The 15,313-nt window shown below is 65.6% G+C and carries 16 protein-coding genes; 6 read left to right on the forward strand and 10 right to left on the reverse strand.

Annotation, left to right across the window (positions count from 1 at the left end; translation table 11 throughout):
* Nucleotides 1-73 precede the first annotated feature (73 nt).
* Nucleotides 74-484, forward strand: a complete 411-nt coding sequence (locus tag QW887_RS14040) for a VOC family protein (protein ID WP_316166328.1) — start codon at nt 74-76, stop codon at nt 482-484.
* A gap of 18 nt (nt 485-502) precedes the next feature.
* On the opposite strand, the gene QW887_RS14045 is transcribed toward QW887_RS14040, so the two are convergent.
* Nucleotides 503-1,831 carry a DUF2330 domain-containing protein gene (locus QW887_RS14045; RefSeq protein WP_316173567.1) on the reverse strand — a complete coding sequence of 443 codons (1,329 nt, stop codon included), beginning with the start codon at nt 1,829-1,831 and terminating at the stop codon, nt 503-505.
* Nucleotides 1,828-2,652, reverse strand: coding sequence for an RnfABCDGE type electron transport complex subunit D (locus QW887_RS14050; protein ID WP_316173565.1), 825 nt, complete (start codon nt 2,650-2,652; stop codon nt 1,828-1,830). The genes QW887_RS14045 and QW887_RS14050 overlap by 4 nt, the downstream gene beginning before the upstream one ends.
* Nucleotides 2,653-2,807: 155 nt before the next feature.
* Between QW887_RS14050 and QW887_RS14055 the strand changes: the two genes are divergently transcribed.
* Entirely contained in the window at nt 2,808-4,382 is a 1,575-nt protein-coding gene (locus tag QW887_RS14055) for an AMP-binding protein (protein ID WP_316194632.1), read from the forward strand.
* Between the two features lie 8 nt (nt 4,383-4,390).
* On the opposite strand, the gene QW887_RS14060 is transcribed toward QW887_RS14055, so the two are convergent.
* From QW887_RS14060 to QW887_RS14075, 4 genes are all read right to left on the reverse strand, one after another.
* Nucleotides 4,391-5,692 carry a cytochrome P450 gene (locus QW887_RS14060; protein ID WP_316183721.1) on the reverse strand — a complete coding sequence of 434 codons (1,302 nt, stop codon included), beginning with the start codon at nt 5,690-5,692 and terminating at the stop codon, nt 4,391-4,393.
* A gap of 112 nt (nt 5,693-5,804) precedes the next feature.
* On the reverse strand, nt 5,805-6,914 hold the full coding sequence (locus QW887_RS14065) for an HD-GYP domain-containing protein (RefSeq protein ID WP_315715034.1): 1,110 nt from the start codon (nt 6,912-6,914) through the stop codon (nt 5,805-5,807).
* Between the two features lie 218 nt (nt 6,915-7,132).
* Nucleotides 7,133-9,415, reverse strand: coding sequence for a xanthine dehydrogenase family protein molybdopterin-binding subunit (locus tag QW887_RS14070; RefSeq protein ID WP_316194633.1), 2,283 nt, complete (start codon nt 9,413-9,415; stop codon nt 7,133-7,135).
* Nucleotides 9,412-9,900: a (2Fe-2S)-binding protein gene (locus QW887_RS14075; RefSeq protein WP_316194634.1), complete on the reverse strand. Its 489-nt coding sequence runs from the start codon at nt 9,898-9,900 to the stop codon at nt 9,412-9,414. Before QW887_RS14075 ends, QW887_RS14070 begins: the two co-directional genes overlap by 4 nt.
* Nucleotides 9,901-10,196: 296 nt before the next feature.
* Between QW887_RS14075 and QW887_RS14080 the strand changes: the two genes are divergently transcribed.
* Both QW887_RS14080 and QW887_RS14085 read left to right on the forward strand, forming a co-directional pair.
* On the forward strand, nt 10,197-10,511 hold the full coding sequence (locus tag QW887_RS14080) for a hypothetical protein (protein ID WP_410052168.1): 315 nt from the start codon (nt 10,197-10,199) through the stop codon (nt 10,509-10,511).
* A 31-nt stretch (nt 10,512-10,542) separates the two neighbouring features.
* Nucleotides 10,543-11,214: a dienelactone hydrolase family protein gene (locus QW887_RS14085; RefSeq protein WP_315825632.1), complete on the forward strand. Its 672-nt coding sequence runs from the start codon at nt 10,543-10,545 to the stop codon at nt 11,212-11,214.
* 99 nt (nt 11,215-11,313) lie between these two features.
* On the opposite strand, the gene QW887_RS14090 is transcribed toward QW887_RS14085, so the two are convergent.
* From QW887_RS14090 to QW887_RS14100, 3 genes are all read right to left on the reverse strand, one after another.
* Nucleotides 11,314-12,030: a polysaccharide biosynthesis/export family protein gene (locus tag QW887_RS14090; protein ID WP_315715029.1), complete on the reverse strand. Its 717-nt coding sequence runs from the start codon at nt 12,028-12,030 to the stop codon at nt 11,314-11,316.
* A gap of 177 nt (nt 12,031-12,207) precedes the next feature.
* On the reverse strand, nt 12,208-12,864 hold the full coding sequence (msrA, locus tag QW887_RS14095; protein WP_315751818.1) for a peptide-methionine (S)-S-oxide reductase MsrA: 657 nt from the start codon (nt 12,862-12,864) through the stop codon (nt 12,208-12,210).
* A gap of 184 nt (nt 12,865-13,048) precedes the next feature.
* Nucleotides 13,049-13,366: a hypothetical protein gene (locus tag QW887_RS14100; protein ID WP_315715027.1), complete on the reverse strand. Its 318-nt coding sequence runs from the start codon at nt 13,364-13,366 to the stop codon at nt 13,049-13,051.
* 357 nt (nt 13,367-13,723) lie between these two features.
* On the opposite strand from QW887_RS14100, the gene rpsT reads away from it, so the two are divergent.
* Nucleotides 13,724-13,990 carry a 30S ribosomal protein S20 gene (gene rpsT, locus QW887_RS14105; RefSeq protein WP_315715026.1) on the forward strand — a complete coding sequence of 89 codons (267 nt, stop codon included), beginning with the start codon at nt 13,724-13,726 and terminating at the stop codon, nt 13,988-13,990.
* A 539-nt stretch (nt 13,991-14,529) separates the two neighbouring features.
* Here rpsT and QW887_RS14110 read toward each other — a convergent pair.
* The gene (locus QW887_RS14110; RefSeq protein WP_315715025.1) at nt 14,530-14,850 is read right to left on the reverse strand and encodes a hypothetical protein; all 321 of its coding nucleotides are present in this window, start codon (nt 14,848-14,850) and stop codon (nt 14,530-14,532) included.
* A 154-nt stretch (nt 14,851-15,004) separates the two neighbouring features.
* On the opposite strand from QW887_RS14110, the gene QW887_RS14115 reads away from it, so the two are divergent.
* A complete protein-coding gene (locus QW887_RS14115) occupies nt 15,005-15,160 on the forward strand; it encodes a hypothetical protein (RefSeq protein ID WP_315715024.1) in 156 nt (51 codons plus the stop codon).
* The last annotated feature ends 153 nt before the right edge of the window (nt 15,161-15,313 follow it).

A 15,313-nucleotide genomic window follows, 5' to 3' on the forward strand; every position in this document is an offset into this window, starting at 1 on the left:
AGCCGCCGGGATCGATTGTAGCAGAGTGCCGCGATTGCGGCGAGATCGATGCCCCATCAGGAGGGAAGAGCCCATGCCGGTCAAGGTCGATGCGCTCGATCATCTGGTCATCAATGTCGCCGACGTGGACCGCACGACGGCGTGGTACCAACAGGTGCTGGGCATGACGGTCCAGGTGTTCGATCCCGGACAAGGCAAGGCGAGGCGCACGTCGCTGCTATTCGGGAACCAGAAGATCAACGTGCGACCGAAGGACGCGGACAAGGTCGATTGGTTCACGGCCGACCATGTCGCGGCCGGCAGCGACGACCTCTGCTTCCTCACCACCAGCACCCCCGACGAGGTGGTGGCGCATCTCAGTGCGCTCGGGATCGCCATCGAGGAAGGCCCGGTCGCCAAGCAGGGCGCGCGCGGCACGCTGCGGTCGGTGTATTGCCGCGACCCCGACGGCAGCCTGATCGAGATCTCGTCGTATCAGGATTGAGCCGAGGCCGCCCTTAGGTCATTTCGTCACGGTCTCGCCGCTCTTGTCCATTTTCGCGATGATCTCGCTGCGCGACCATCCGGTCAGTTGCGCGAGATCCGTCGCCTGCGTGGCGAAACGCGCGGCGAGACTGTCCCGGTAGGTCTTCGCCGCGGCACAGGACGCCTCGCCGCGCCAGGGATGGTGCTGGACATAGCGACCCTGGAAATTGCTGCGGTCCTTGGTCTCGGCGAAGACGATGTCCTCGGGGAAGGACTTCGCATCGTAGCGCACGTGCAGCCGGGTCACGAAGGCGCTGGCTCCGGCCGTGCCCCGGCGGAGACTGAAGGCGGTGTCATCGTCGCTGCCGATCCAGCGCGCGCCGAGCTCGACCAGTTCCTTGTTGCTCATGGGATCGGCGGCGCAGGGGTCGCACCATCCCATGTCCCAGGCATATTCCACGAACACCGCCTGCATGTTCTCGCGCGCGACCGCCCGCTCGAACAGCGCCTTGTAGAACGGCCCGAACTCGTCCTTCACATAGAGCGGAACATCGATATCGGATGGGATCTTCACCGTTCGATAGTTGGCCGCCTCGATGCGGCCGCTCCTGGTGAGCGCATAGATGATCAGGTCCTGCGGTCCCCTGGCGTTGACCGTGCCGAGCCGCAGCGGCACCATGAACTTGGCGCTCCGGTAGCGCACCTGCAGGGGCCGCAGGGAGCCGTTGCCGATCCCCTTCATCCGCTCGGCATTGACCTTCGCGACGAAGAACCGCATGCCCTGCCTGATGTAGCTGCCGAGCACGGCCTCGGCGCCTTGCGGGATGCGATAGTCGTTGTCGGTCAGCCAGCGCGTCAGTCCGTCGCTCTCCTGCGCCGACAGGATCAGCACGTCGTATTCGGCGACGTCGTAGCTGGCCTCGACGGTGACGCCGTAGTTCCGCCGGGTCATTTCGTAGACAGCGCCTGCCATCATCGGCGCCGCCGGCATCGCCCGCGCCGCAACGACGACCGGCGCGCATGGATCGGCATCATGATATTCGACCAGCCGCGGCGCGGTGTATTTGTCGAGATGGTCGATGGTCTTCGGCTCGACCACGCCGATCTGCTTGCGCTCGATGAAGGTCGGCACGGGGACGACCACCGCGAACTCCTTCACGTCGCCCTCGAAGTCGCTGGCCATCGTGATCGCCGTCTGCTCGCCGTCGCGGGCCAGCACGACCTTCGATGACTGGTTGAACAGCTTCGCGTCGGCCTGGGCGACATAGAAGCCGCAAAAGGCATTCGCGGGCGCCATCGCTGCGTTCGCCAGGATCGCGGCGGCCGCGACGCCGGTGCGGAAGAGCTTGCTGTAACGCAGGGTCATGTCGACACTCCTTCGGGAACGGGCGAACGCCAGGAAAAGCGGGTCTCAGGGACGAGCCGGTCGAGCAGCAGCGTGAGCGGCGACAGCGCGATCAGCGACACGTAGAGCGCCGGCCGCATCTGCATGGCGAAGGTGAGGTAGTGCGCCGCGACCGCAACGCTCAGCGCGAACAGCAGCCGGCCGACGCGCGAGTCCGGCGAGGTGCGCGGGTCGGAGATCATGAAGAAGGTGAAGATCAGCAGCGAGCCGCTCTGCAACTGATGCAGCGGAATCGCCAGGGGATCGCCGAGCCAGGCGGCACGCAGCAGCAGCAGTGCGGCATGGCTGGCGAAGAAATAGACTGCGATGTCCGCGCGTCGGGAGGCGCCGAGCACCAGGATCGCGAAGAAGCCGGCGAGGCTCGCGAACCAGATCTCCGTCCCCCATTGGCCGGGCGAGATCCACACGCCCTTGGAGCTGAACAGCAGCACCACGATCGCCAGCCCCGCCGGGTTGAACACGTGCTTGCCGTCGACGCGCAGCACGAATTTCGAGCCGATGGCGATCACGGCTGCCGCCGCATGCAGCCACAGCGCGTCGGCGCGCAACAGCAGGCTGAGCGACAGGCCGGTGATCAGCGGTGACTTGAGATCGAGCGGCGCGCCGGAGATGCGGCAGCAGACCACTTGCGCGAGCAGCGCCATGGCGACCGCGACCACGCTCGCTGCGGGACGCGCGCCGAAATCGATCATGGCGAAATTGATCGCCAGCAGCGTCGCCAATGCCGCGATCTGGAAATAGCGGGCATCGGGCAGCCGCCATGGTCGTGGCTCGGCCTGCATGCAAACCTCCGGGCGTGTCTTGCCGCGCCATTGGTCGCCCGCGAACGGAGACGGGTTCAATCCCGATTTGATCGCGGCGACGCAAGGTGGCAGAAGATGACGACGAGAACGAAGCGGCCGGAGACAGGCCGTACTCAAGAACGACGGGAGCGAAGATGAAGGGAACGACAATGGCAGCGGGCACGGTGACGCCGTTCGACGGCATGGACGTGCCGTGGCTGTTGAAGCTGCGCAGCGACACCCGGCGCGATCATCCGTTCCTGATCTCGGCGCCGTTCGATGCACCGGCGCGCCGCTGGACCTATGGCGCGTTTCACGAGCGTGTCGGCGCATTGGCGGCCGGGCTGGCTAAGCGCGGCGTGCAGCCCGGCGATGCCGTGCTGATCCATCTCGACAATTGCATCGAGGCGATGCTTGCCTGGTTTGCCTGCGTTGAGCTGGGCGCGCTCGCCGTCACGACCAACACGCGCTCGGCAGCCGCCGAGATGAGCTATTTCGCGGAGCACTGTCGCGCGGTGGCTGCGATCACGCAGCCCGCCTATGCCGAGATGATCGCAGCGCGTTGCCGCGGTCTCAAATGGATCGCCGTGATCTCGCACGATCCGGGTCAGGCGGAGGCGTCGGCCGTCGAACGAGGCGAGCGCTTCGAAGCGCTGTTTGCCGACAGCGCCGATCGGCCGCGGCGGCCGGCCGATCCGCTGGCGCCGTGCAGCGTGCAATACACCTCGGGCACGACATCGCGGCCGAAGGCGGTGCTGTGGACGCATGCCAACGCGCTGTGGGGCGCCAAGGTCAACGCCGTCCATGAGGATCTGCATCAGGGCGACGTGCACCAGACCTATCTGCCGCTGTTCCACACCAACGCGCTGGCCTATTCGATGCTTGCCACACTCTGGGTCGGCGCGACCTGCGTGATCCAGCCGCGCTTCTCCGCGCGCCGGTTCTGGAGCGCGGCGCTCGAGCATGGCAGCACCTGGACCTCGACCATCCCGTTCTGCATGAAGGCGCTGCTCGACCAGGAGGTACCGAAGCATCACAAGTTCCGGCTGTGGGGCACGGCGGTGTCCGAGCCGCCCGCCTTCGCCAAGTTCGGCATCAAGATCATCGGCTGGTGGGGCATGACCGAGACCATCACCCATGGCATCGTCGGCGAGGTCGATCAGCCGAACGCGCCGATGTCGATCGGCCGCGCGGCGCCGGAATACACCATCCGCATCACCGACGATGACGGCCGGCCGACCGAGGTCGGCGCCACCGGCAATCTCGCCATCAAGGGCGTGCCCGGCCTGTCGCTGTTCGCCGAATATCTCTACAACGACGAAGCGACGCGCACGAGCTTCGATGCCGACGGCTTCTTCCTGACCGGCGACCGCGTCACGCGCCTGCCCGACGGCTTCATCAAGTTCGGCGATCGCACCAAGGACATGCTCAAGGTCGGCGGCGAGAACGTCGCGGCGTCCGAGATCGAGCAGGTCATCATCACCGTGCCCGGCGTACGCGAGACCGCCGTCGTCGCCAGGAAGCATCCGATGCTGGACGAGGTGCCGGTCGCGTTCGTGATCCCGCAGCCCGGGATCGCGCGGGACGAACTGCCCGAGAAGGTGCTGGCCGCCTGCCGCGCCGGGCTCGCCGACTTCAAGGTGCCGCGCGAGGTCAAGCTGGTCGACGAGATGCCGCGCTCGACCCTGGAGAAGGTCGCAAAGGCGGAGCTGCGCAAGCTGCTGGATTGAGCGCCGCGTCAGCCCATCGTGACGCGGATCGGCAGCTTCTTTGGTCCGTTCACGAACGTTGCCCGCGTCATCAGCACCGGCCCCGCCGGCGACAGCGATGTGAGCCGCGGCAGCAGTTCCTCGAACAGGATGCGCATCTCGAGCTTGGCAAGATGCTGGCCGAGGCAGAGATGCGCGCCATAGCCGAACGCGACGTGGCGGTTCGGCTTGCGGTCACAGCGGAACGTGTCGGGCTGCTCGAACACCGCCTCGTCGCGATTGCCGGACGCGTAGCACAGCATCAGCCAGTCGCCCTTGGCGATCCTGCGTCCGCCGAGCTCGGTGTCGGCGGTGGCGCTGCGCATGAAATGCTTGACCGGCGTCATCCAGCGGATCGCCTCGTCGACGAGGCCCGGGATCAGCTCGGGATTGGCTTTGACGCGCGCGAACTGCTCGGGATCTTCCGCCAGCGCCCAGATCGCGCCTGCCGTGGACGACGACGTCGTGTCGTGACCCGCGGTCGCCACGATCATGTAGTAGCTGGTGCGGTCGTGCAGCGGCATGTCCTCGCCATTGATCCTGGCGTTGGCAATGACGGTGGCGAGATCGTCGCGCGGATGAGCCTTGCGGTCTTCGGTGATGCGCTGGAAGTAGGCGGCGAAATCGGCCACCACCGCCTGCAGCATCGCCGCGAACACCTCGGCCGACAGCGCCTCCCGCACCCGCGCCGTGTCCGGATCCTGCGGGCCGAACAGCTCCTGCGTCAGCTTGAGCATGCGCGGCTCGTCCTCCTCCGGCACGCCGAGAATCTCCATGATCACGTGCAGCGGATAATGGAGCGCGACGTCGGCGACGAAATCGCAGACGCCGCCATTCGCCGCGGCCTTCGCCGCCATGCGGCCGACGGTCGCCCGCGCGATCTCGCGAATGCGCGGCTCGAACTTGGCGATGTTGGCCGGCATGAACCAGCCCTGCGTCAGCGCGCGATATTTCGGATGGTCCGGCGCATCCATCTGCACCAGCGAACGCACGAGATTGGGCTGGCCGGTAATCTTGTGAACGCGCTCCAGCACCGCCTTGTTGGTCAGCGTGGTCGCACGGTCGGCATTGTGGAACAGATCGTTCTGACGGCTGATGGCGAGAATGTCAGCGTGCCGCGTCACCACCCAGAACGGATCGAACGCATCGAGCTCGGCCCGCCCGAGCGGATTGTTGGCGCGCAGCCAGCGATAGGCATCATGGATGCGGTGGTCGGCATAACAGGCCGGATCGACCAGCGCGGCGGCGATGTGCCCGGGAATGACCTCGCCGGCCTGTTCGGCTGCGCCCATGCTGCTCCTCCCGCCTTTCACCGATTGGCGGGTAGGATAGTGCGCCTCGGCCGAGATGCACTTGCGTCGAGCGGCTACCCTCGGGCGATGGATGCGCTCTCAGGCGATCGCGTCAATGCGCGCCCATCGCGACCGGGCGGAACGCCTGTAGCAGCTGCTGGTCGAGCTTCGGGCCCATGTTCTCCATGATCTGGAACGCGCGCGCATGGGTGAAGGCCGGCCGATAGGCGCGGTGCTCGATCAGCGCGGCGTAGATGTCCACGATCGTGGTGAGGCGCACGATGTCGCTGATCTGCTCGTTGTGCAGCGCGTCGGGATAGCCGGAGCCGTCGAGGAATTCGTGGTGATGCAGGATGACGTCGAGCATCTCCGGCGGGAAGCCGCCCTGCCGCCACAGCGCCTCGTAGCCGCGGCGCGGATGCTGGCGAAGCAGCGCGATCTCTTCCGCCGTCAGCTTGCCCTGCTTGTCGAGGATCGCGACCGGGATGAACGCCTTGCCGACGTCGTGCAGCAGCGCCGCGCGGACCAGCCGGCGCTGGTCGTCGTCGCGCATGCCCAGATGAATCGAGAAGCCGACCGCAAGGCCGGTCACGAACAGGCAATGCCGATAGGTGTCGTTGTGATGACAGCCGACCACGGTCATCCATTCGCGCAGCGAGGAGTGCTTGATCGCCTTCAGGATCTTGTTCTCGGCCGCGACGATGTCCTCCATCGTCAGATGCGCGCCGGTGGGCAGCTTCTCGAAGATCTTGACCATGATGGCCTGCGCGGCCTCGACGCCGCGATTGAGCAGCTTGCCGCGATCGGTCTCGTCATAGCCGTCGTCGGCGGGAAGCGCCGAGCGGATGCGCTGCAGCACGTCGGCGGGGCTGAACGGCCGCGCGATGGTATCGGTGGCGCCGAGCGCCCATGCCTGCATGGTGGCGTGGTGCAGCGCCTCCGCGAGCACGAACAGCCGCGGCACGTCGCTATAGGCGCGTGACGACAGCTTCTTGCGCACCCGCTGCACGCTCTCGGGCGAACGCAGGTTGATGTCGACGATGACGCCGGAGAAGCGGTTGCCGGGGTTCTCGGGGATTTCGGTGGTCGGCATCATGTCGACGTCGCCGACCGAGCGCAGGATGCGCGCCAGCTCGCTGCTCTGGTCACCGCGATCCGACGCGAGCAGGAGATGGCGCCTGTTCGCGGTCTGGGTCACGGTCTGCTTGGCTGTCGCGCTCATACGTGCTCGCCCCCTGCGGTTTGCTGCCCATGCAAGTTACCGGGATACGGGTTCGTCGCGGCTTAAGCCGATCATTCAAGCTGTATCGTTTCAGGTGAGCGAGACGTTAAGGGGATCATTCAAATCGTGCCGCGCGGGAACCTGACCGCAGCGCAAAAAAGAACCGCCGGAGACGAGCTCCGGCGGTTCCCAGATACAGGAATGGTCTCGCGGCGACGCTAGGCCTTCATCGCCGCCTTGACCGCTGCGGCGGTGATCGGCAGCGAGCGCAGCCGCGCGCCACAGGCATTGTAGATGGCGTTGCCGAGCGCCGGCGCGACCACGGTCACCGCAGGCTCGCCGACGCCGGTCGCCTTCTCGCCATTGGCGATCACGGCGATCGCGACCTCCGGCACCTGGCTCATCCGCAGCGGCGTGTAGCTGTCGAAATTGGTCTGCTCGATGCCGCCGTCCTTCAGCGTCGCCTTCTCGTACATCGCCAGCGACAGCCCCCACAGCGCCGCGCCCTCGACCTGGGCGCGGATGTTGTCGGGATGCACCTGGGTGCCGACATCGGTCGCCACCGTGAGCTTCTTCACCGTGACCGCGCCCGTGGGCGCAACCGCGACATGGGCGACGCACGCCGTCCAGCTCGCCGTGGCACGCTCCTGCGATGAAACGCAGGAGACGCCCATGCCTTCGCCTGGCGGGAGCTTCCTGGCGCCGTAGCCGGACAGGCCCATCGCCGCCAGCAGCGTGTTGCGCAATCGCTGCGCGCCGCCGTCGTTCTTGCCCTTGCCGTCGAGCAGCGCAATGCGGAACTGCGCCGGGTCCTGCCCCGAGGCCACCGCGATCTCGTCGATCATGCTCTCGACCGCCCAGAACGTCCAACCCGGCGCCACCGAACGGAGTTGTCCCGATGGCGTCGCATTATGCGCGAGCTCGTTCTTGATCGCGCGCACATGGTGATTGGGCACGGTGTAGAAGAAGTCGGCGCCATTGACCGTGAACGAGTCGAGCGGGCCCTTCTTGTCGACCGAGGGCGACAGGAAGTCCGGGATGCCCCAGCGCGCCGTCGGCCAGGCCGAGACGACGTCATGGCTGAGCGCGATCAGCTTGCCGTTGCTGTCGAGCCCGGCCTTGACCTTCTGGTAGGTGAGCGGCCGCGAGTAGTCCATCGTCATGTCGTTCTCGCGGGAGTAGATCACCTTGACCGGCTTGCCGACCGCCTTGGCCGCCTGCACCGCCGGCACCATCATGTCGGCATCGAGCCTGCGGCCGAAGCCGCCGCCGAGCCAGGCCTGGTGCATCACGACGTATTTCGGATCGATCCCGGCCGCAGCCGCCGCAATCGCGCCGGAACGGGTCGCGAACTGATTGCCGGTGTAGATGTGCAGGATGTCACCCTTGAACTCGGCGGTCGCGTTCATCGGCTCCAGCGGCGCATGGATGTTGATGCTGGTGGTGTACTCCGCCTCCAGCACCTTGGCCGCGCCCGACATCGCTGCAACTGGATCGCCGTCCTTGACGAAGAACTGCCCGGCATCGTCCTGCGCCTGCAGCCGCATCGCCTCGGTGATGATGGTGTCGGTGCTGACATTGGCATAGGGGCCTTTGTCATAGCTGATCTTGAGCGCGTCCGCCGCCTTCCTGGCGTTGGCATAGGTGTTGGCGACCGCCACCACCCAGCCCGAGGTCGAGCCGGTCTTGTCGTCGAGCGTCACCGCCTTGATGAAGCCCGGCACCTTCTTGGCCTCGGAGTCGTCGACCGCCGTGACCGTCGCGCCGAAGCGCACCGGCGGCGTGACGACCTTGCCGTAGACCATGCCCGGCAGCATCGTATCGATGCCATATTTCGCCGTGCCGTTGGTCTTGGAGGGAATGTCGAGCTGCGGCACCGAGACGCCGATCATCGTGTACTGATCGGGCGTCTTCAGCGTCAGCGCCTTCAATTCGTCAGGCGTGAAGCTCTTGGTGATCTTGCCGCTCCTGACGATCTCGGCGTAGCTCATCTGCTTCTTGGACTTCGGATGCATCACGACGCCGTCGCGCACCACGAGCTCCTTGGCCGGCACGCCCATCGCGGTCGCAGCGGCCTCGGTGAGCGCGATGCGGCCCGCGGCGCCGGCGCGGCTCATGGCATCGAAGTTCATCATCGTGCTCCAGCTGCCGCCCGTGATCTGGGCGCCGAGCACGGGATCGTTGAACTTCGGATCGTTGGAGGCGAGCTGGACCCGCATGTCCTTCCAGGCCGCGCCGAGCTCCTCGCAGACGATCTGCGCCATGGTGGACGCAATGTGCTGGCCCATGTCGGCCTTGCCGCAGGTCACGGTGACCAGGCCATCCGGCGCGATCGCATACCAGACGCTGGGTTCGAAATTGGCCGGCGCCGCGGCCGCCAGTGCGCTGTCGGCGAGGCCGGCATAGCCGAGCACGAGGCCGGTGGCGGCGGTGCCGACCAGAAAGGAGCGGCGGCTGAGATCGGTCGCGACCGAGGAATTGGTTTTGACGTGCTGGTTCATGTCGCTCTCCGGTCGCTCGAGTTGGACGCGGTGCGCATTTCGGACGCGGCGCGCTGGATCGCCTTCTGAATCCGCGAATAGGTCATGCAGCGGCAGAGATTGCCGTCCATATGCGCGACGATCTCCTCCTTGGTCGGGCTCGTGGTCTTGGCGAGCAGCGAGGCCGCCTGCATGATCTGGCCGGACTGGCAGTAGCCGCATTGCGGCACCTGCTCGGCGATCCACGCCTTCTGCAAGGGATGATCGCCCTTCTGCGACAGCCCCTCGATGGTGGTGATCTTCTTGTTCGCGACGTCGCCGACCATGGTCTGGCACGAGCGCACGGCCTCGCCGTTGACATGCACGGTGCAGGCGCCGCACAGCCCGGCGCCGCAGCCGAACTTGGTGCCGGTCATCTGCAACTGCTCGCGGATGACCCATAGCAGCGGCGTGTCGTGCGCCGCGTCGACGGACATGGTCCGCCCGTTGATGGTGAGATTGGGCATTTGGTTTCTTCCCCGCCCGGCGTGCGACTTCGCTTACGGCGAAGTTCGGTTTTATCGATTCGCTGGGACCCACCGGATAGATGCCAGCCATCATAAGAATGATCGCGTTGCGACGGCGACGCAACGGGATTTGAACGCCGGCCTGCCACATGAAACGGCATTTGCGTTGTGCAGCGCGAACGATGCTGGGCTGGTGACGCCGGGCACGCTAAGAAGGTGCGGCCAACGCCGACAGCGAAAGGAGATTTCAGCCCATGAGACCATCCGTACGTATGACGCTGTGCCTGGCTGCGGCCATGCTGCCGAGCCTGTCGGCCCTAAGCCCTGCTGCGGCGGGGCAGACGCTCGGCGTCGCCGACGCGCCTTTCACAGCGACGTTATCCAACGTCGCGCCGCTTGCCTTCGGCATGGATGTCGGTGAGACATCGCGCGTGCTGGAGCAGCCGTTGATCTATCTGAACGGCGCGCCCGGCAACGAGACCTTTCTGGCACTGCGTAATCTCGGCGGCAGCGGACTGGTCCCGCACCATCACCGCCTCTACCTGAAGTTCCGCAGGGGACGGCTGACCGGCTGGAAAGAGGACTACGGCACCAACTGGATGTGGCGCTGACGCGCGCCTGACGACCGCAAGAGGACAGAACGTGGGACAAGATATCAAGCTGACGGCATCCGACGGCTTCCAGCTCGGCGCCTATCGCGCCGATCCGACGGGAACTGCAAAGGGCGCGCTGGTCGTCATCCAGGAGATCTTCGGTGTCAACCATCACATCCGCAACGTCTGCGACCGCCTCGCCGCCGCGGGTTACGTTGCCATCGCGCCGGCGATATTCGACCGCGTCGAGCCCGGCTTCACCTCAGGCTATTCGCCCGACGAGATCGCGGTCGCGCGCAAGTTCGTCGCCAATCCGGATTGGGCGGCCTTTTTGCGCGACACCCAGGCCGCAATCGACGGCGTGAAGAATGTTGGGCCGGTCGGCATCATCGGTTTCTGCCTCGGCGGCAGCATCGCCTATGCGGCTGCGACCAAGCTGTCGGGCCTCCGCGCTGCCGTCGGCTATTACGGCGGCGCTGTCGCGCGGTTCGCCGACGACAAGCCGACGGTGCCGACCCAGCTACATTTCGGCGAGAAGGACGCGGGCATCCCCTTGCGCGACGTCGAGGCCATCAAGGCCAAGCGGCCGGACGTCGAGATCTTCGTCTATCCCGGCGCACAGCACGGGTTCGGTTGCGACGAGCGCGCCAGCTACGACCAGCCGAGCGCCGATCTTGCCTGGACGCGCAGCCTGGCGTTCTTTGCGCAGCACCTGCACTGAACGTCCAACCACCGTCATTGCGAGGAGCCTCGCGTCACTCAGCGTCAGGTCGACGCAGGTGCTCAGGTAGGCGTTGAGCCGCAATCACTCGTGCGGAGATCAGAACCAGCGCTCGCCGACCTGGATGGTGTCGCCCGGCTTGAGCGAGGTGCCGAGCGGCACCTCGTAGCGCGCGGCCCCGGAAGCATCGGTGTGGGTCAGGGTGACGACGTCGCGCCGCGCCCGAGGCGAGAAGCCGCCGGCGATCGCGATCGCGCTCTCCACCGTCATGTTGGGCACGTAGGGGTATTGGCCGGGCGCCTGCACCTCGCCGAGGATGAAGAACGGGCGATAGGCTTCGATCTCGACGGCCACCGAGGGCTCGCGGATGTAGCCGTTGCGCAGCTTGGCGGTGATCTCGGCAGCGAGGCCGGCGGTGGTGCGGCCGCGCGCCGGCACGCTGCCGATCAGCGGCATCGTGATCGATCCGGACGCATCGATCGCATAGGTGTTGGTCAGGCCCTCCTGGCCGTAGACGACGACGCGCAGCTTGTCGCCGGCGTCGAGATGATAGGCGGAGTCGCGGCGCGCTGGCGCATAGCCGGCGGGAACGACATAGGCGCCTGCGCCGGTGGCGGCAGCGAACGAGTTGCGCAGCGCCGGGATCGCCCCGCCCTGCCCGGTGGCGGCAACCGGGCCGGTGGAAGGCGTTCCATAGGCCATCGCGTCGAGATCGCTCTGCGGCTGGACGGCAGCGACGGGGGAGATCGTCTGCATGCAGCCCGACAACAGGATCGCGGACAGGACGGCAATGACCGGAACAAACAACGCGCGCACTCGAACAATCCTTGAATGAGGATGTGCGCTAGTCATGCGCGGTTAAGGTTAACAAACCGTTGGCGCGTGTAGTCCCCGTCGCAAGCGGGCGACGGTCAAAGCCGCCCGAAAAAATCCCCCTCCCACGGCGTGGGAGAGGGATCCGATGTTCACCGTGATCGGGCGCGCTCAGCCTGCCTATGCGCTCACGCCGACTCCGATCGGGCACGCGACGCCCGTTCCGCCCAGGCCGCAATATCCGGCCGGATTCTTGGCCAGGTACTGCTGATGATAATCCTCGGCGAAATAGAACGGCCCTGCCGGGACGATCTCCGTCGTAATCGCTCCGAGCCCCTTGGCGCGCAGCGCCGACTCGTAGGCCGTCTTCGACGCCTCGGCCGCCTCGCGCTGCGCGTCGCTGAACGTGTAGATCGCCGAGCGATATTGCGTGCCGACGTCGTTGCCCTGACGCATGCCCTGGGTCGGGTCGTGGCTCTCCCAGAACGTCTTCAGGAGGCGCTCGTAGGACATGATCTTGGGATCGAACACCACCAGCACGACCTCCGTGTGCGCCGTCTGCCCCGAGCACACCTCCTCGTAGGTCGGGTTCGGCGTATGGCCTCCGGCATAGCCGACGGCGGTGACGTGGATGCCGTCACCGAGCTGCCAGAACTTGCGCTCCGCGCCCCAGAAGCAGCCGAGCCCGAACACGGCCTGCTCGAGGCCGTCCGGATAGGGCGGCAACAGGCGGCGACCGTTGACGAAATGCGTCGCGGCGGTGGGGATCGGCTGGGCGCGGCCGGGCAGCGCCTCGGCGGCAGACGGCATGACAGGGGCTTTGCGCATGAAGAACATGGGATGTCTCCGCTCATGGCCAGCGCCCGCGGGACGGCCCACGGCGCGATGACCTCTTGTCAGGGGAATATATAGGGCTCTACGGGTCCGGCAGTAGCGCTGTTACGCCGCGCCAGCGGTTCCCGCGCCGCGCTGCCAGCGGAATCCAAGACAGCTGCCGGCGCGGCGAGACGAACAGCCGCGCTCAGTCGCGCCCGTAGCCGATCAGCGGCTTGCGCGGCCGGAACAGCAGCATCAGCAGGATTCCGAGCAGGCCAAGCACCGCAAACACTGGCTGATCCAAAAATACCTTGACGATCCACTCCCACAGGAACGGGGCCTTGGCCTCGATCCAGGCCTTGAAGGCGGCCTGGCTCGCCTGGTGGACGTCGTTCCAGAGCTGGCCGAAACGGGTGAACTGCAGGGTCTGGTCGGCCACCCAGCGCGCGCCGTCATAGACCAGGAAGATGAAGCTTCCGGCCAGCAGCAACAGCCCTACCAGACGGAAAAAACCGCGGATCATGCCTCACCTGCCCTCTCTCGCTCGCCCTTGCGGGCAGCAAGGCCATAGCGGGGGCCCCGCAGAAATTCAACCTCGTCAGGGGCTTAGAAGCGGGTTTTGGTCGATTCCGGCCGCCGCGGGCGCGCCGAGACCGTTGACGCTCGGCAGGGCTGCCCCTATAAGGTCGCCATTGGCGGTGGGCGCAATCCCGCCGCCGCTGTTCTTTGAGCAGCGCCGATCCGCCGAGCATCCGCTCCGGTCATGGCATTCTCAGAGAGGCGTCCGAACAACCCACCGCGTCGATGGGGCCGCGTCAAGCGGGCCGCGCGCGTACCCGCAAGAGCGGCGACTGCTCGCCGCCGAAGGATATTTGAGAGCATGGCCAACACGACCTCCGCGAAGAAGGCGACGCGCAAGATTGCCCGCCGCACCATCATCAACAAGTCGCGCCGCACCCAGATGCGCGGCGCGGTTCGCTCCGTCGAGGACGCGATCAAGAAGGGCGATCGCGACGCCGCGCTGAAGGCGATGGCCAATGCCGAGCCGCAGCTGATGCGCGCCGCGCAGCGCAACATCATTCACAAGAACAACGCGAGCCGCAAAGTGTCGCGCCTCACGCATCAGATCGCCAAGCTCGCGAAGTGACGCGACCGCGCGGCTGACGAACTATCAAGATGCAAACAGCCCGGCTCGCGCCGGGCTTTTCTTTTGTGCCATCTTCAATTGCGCGTTCCGCTGTCGCGCATCCCTCCATCGCTCGCCGCGCCTTCTCCATTTGATGGTCACATCTTGATGGTGATATCGCATCGCGAATACGATCTTCGCGCGTGGTGGAACCCGCGCGATGTCGTGCGCGCCTGACACATGTTCCGTCGGAACTACACGAAGTTCCGTATTTTTACGCAGTGACAATATTGTCTCATCTGAAACAGCTGCGAATCTGCGCGCCGCGCTTGCGCATCGATGTCAAGAGCGCGCGATGCGCCGCTCACTTTGCGCACCGCGCATCGCGGGAGTTACCCGCTTCGAGCAATCGCGAAAAACATCGTTTCGAAAATGACTTAAGTGCATAGCGCGACCAAGTGATTGGAAAAGCGGGTGAGGCCGGTCGAAACATAAAAAAATTATGAAGAAATTTTGGGCAGACGATGTTGTTTGTCACATCCGAGATTCCTCGCGATGATTCAAAACGTTGCTTTCTTAACGCGCAACACCGCGTCGCAACCGCTGCGAAGACTCGTAACGCGTGCTCCGATCTTATGGATTGCGAGTCCTGACGCATCGTGTATTTCTTTAATCACTCGCGGCGCCCACGATCTTGAGACCAGCGCGGTTTTAGAAACGGGGCGGACGTGCAAATCGGCGGCGGTGTGCGCGTTGGCGACGCTTTCCAAAGCGATGGCCGGATCTGTACCCATAGCAATATGGGGAACGATCGAACTTTGTCGAAATTTCTCGGGCGCAGCATCATCGTTGCGCCGCTTTGAACAAGAGAAATACGACATCGGTCGACCCGGCTGGAGCTCCTGGCGGCTTCGCTCACCGAGTGGACAAGTTGGACGGGGATGTACGGCGGTGCGGCTGAATCTTGGGGTTCGGGCGCGGCGGCATTGGGATGACAACTTGCCGTGAGCAATCACGGCAGGGCGGGGAGGTTGCATGTTTTACGGACACATTGCGGGCACACACTACAGGCTGGTTCCGGACAACGCACCCTTGGCGGTCAACACTGAAGTGATCGACATCTCCAGCCCGGCCATTGCCAGCACGGCGATCGGCCCTCCCGCGTCCATCGCGCATCTGAGTATGCGCTGACCTCGCGGAGAAGCTTCTTCCACCAGCATTGATGGCCCGACGGCGTCCACGCCGAACGGCGAGCCATGTCTGGAGTTGAGCCTCCGCTCGAGGTCTCGCTGCGGCACACGTGTCCTTTCACGGGACGTCTGCCCGGCGATCACACGACACCAC

This window comes from Bradyrhizobium sp. SZCCHNRI3052, from assembly GCF_032484895.1.
Taxonomy (GTDB): Bacteria; Pseudomonadota; Alphaproteobacteria; order Rhizobiales; family Xanthobacteraceae; genus Bradyrhizobium.

What these genes read in the sequence shown, in the direction of transcription:
- QW887_RS14060 (WP_316183721.1), bottom strand. Translation starts at nt 5,692, where the DNA reads ATGGGCGCAGCCGAACAGGCCGGCGAGGTCATTCCCGGGCACATCGCC.
- QW887_RS14075 (WP_316194634.1), bottom strand. Translation starts at nt 9,900, where the DNA reads ATGCCCAATCTCACCATCAACGGGCGGACCATGTCCGTCGACGCGGCG.
- QW887_RS14040 (WP_316166328.1), top strand. Translation starts at nt 74, where the DNA reads ATGCCGGTCAAGGTCGATGCGCTCGATCATCTGGTCATCAATGTCGCC.
- QW887_RS14115 (WP_315715024.1), top strand. Translation starts at nt 15,005, where the DNA reads ATGTTTTACGGACACATTGCGGGCACACACTACAGGCTGGTTCCGGAC.
- QW887_RS14100 (WP_315715027.1), bottom strand. Translation starts at nt 13,366, where the DNA reads ATGATCCGCGGTTTTTTCCGTCTGGTAGGGCTGTTGCTGCTGGCCGGA.
- QW887_RS14080 (WP_410052168.1), top strand. Translation starts at nt 10,197, where the DNA reads ATGCTGCCGAGCCTGTCGGCCCTAAGCCCTGCTGCGGCGGGGCAGACG.
- msrA (WP_315751818.1), bottom strand. Translation starts at nt 12,864, where the DNA reads ATGTTCTTCATGCGCAAAGCCCCTGTCATGCCGTCTGCCGCCGAGGCG.
- rpsT (WP_315715026.1), top strand. Translation starts at nt 13,724, where the DNA reads ATGGCCAACACGACCTCCGCGAAGAAGGCGACGCGCAAGATTGCCCGC.
- QW887_RS14050 (WP_316173565.1), bottom strand. Translation starts at nt 2,652, where the DNA reads ATGCAGGCCGAGCCACGACCATGGCGGCTGCCCGATGCCCGCTATTTC.
- QW887_RS14110 (WP_315715025.1), bottom strand. Translation starts at nt 14,850, where the DNA reads ATGTCGTATTTCTCTTGTTCAAAGCGGCGCAACGATGATGCTGCGCCC.
- QW887_RS14070 (WP_316194633.1), bottom strand. Translation starts at nt 9,415, where the DNA reads ATGAACCAGCACGTCAAAACCAATTCCTCGGTCGCGACCGATCTCAGC.
- QW887_RS14045 (WP_316173567.1), bottom strand. Translation starts at nt 1,831, where the DNA reads ATGACCCTGCGTTACAGCAAGCTCTTCCGCACCGGCGTCGCGGCCGCC.
- QW887_RS14055 (WP_316194632.1), top strand. Translation starts at nt 2,808, where the DNA reads ATGAAGGGAACGACAATGGCAGCGGGCACGGTGACGCCGTTCGACGGC.
- QW887_RS14065 (WP_315715034.1), bottom strand. Translation starts at nt 6,914, where the DNA reads ATGAGCGCGACAGCCAAGCAGACCGTGACCCAGACCGCGAACAGGCGC.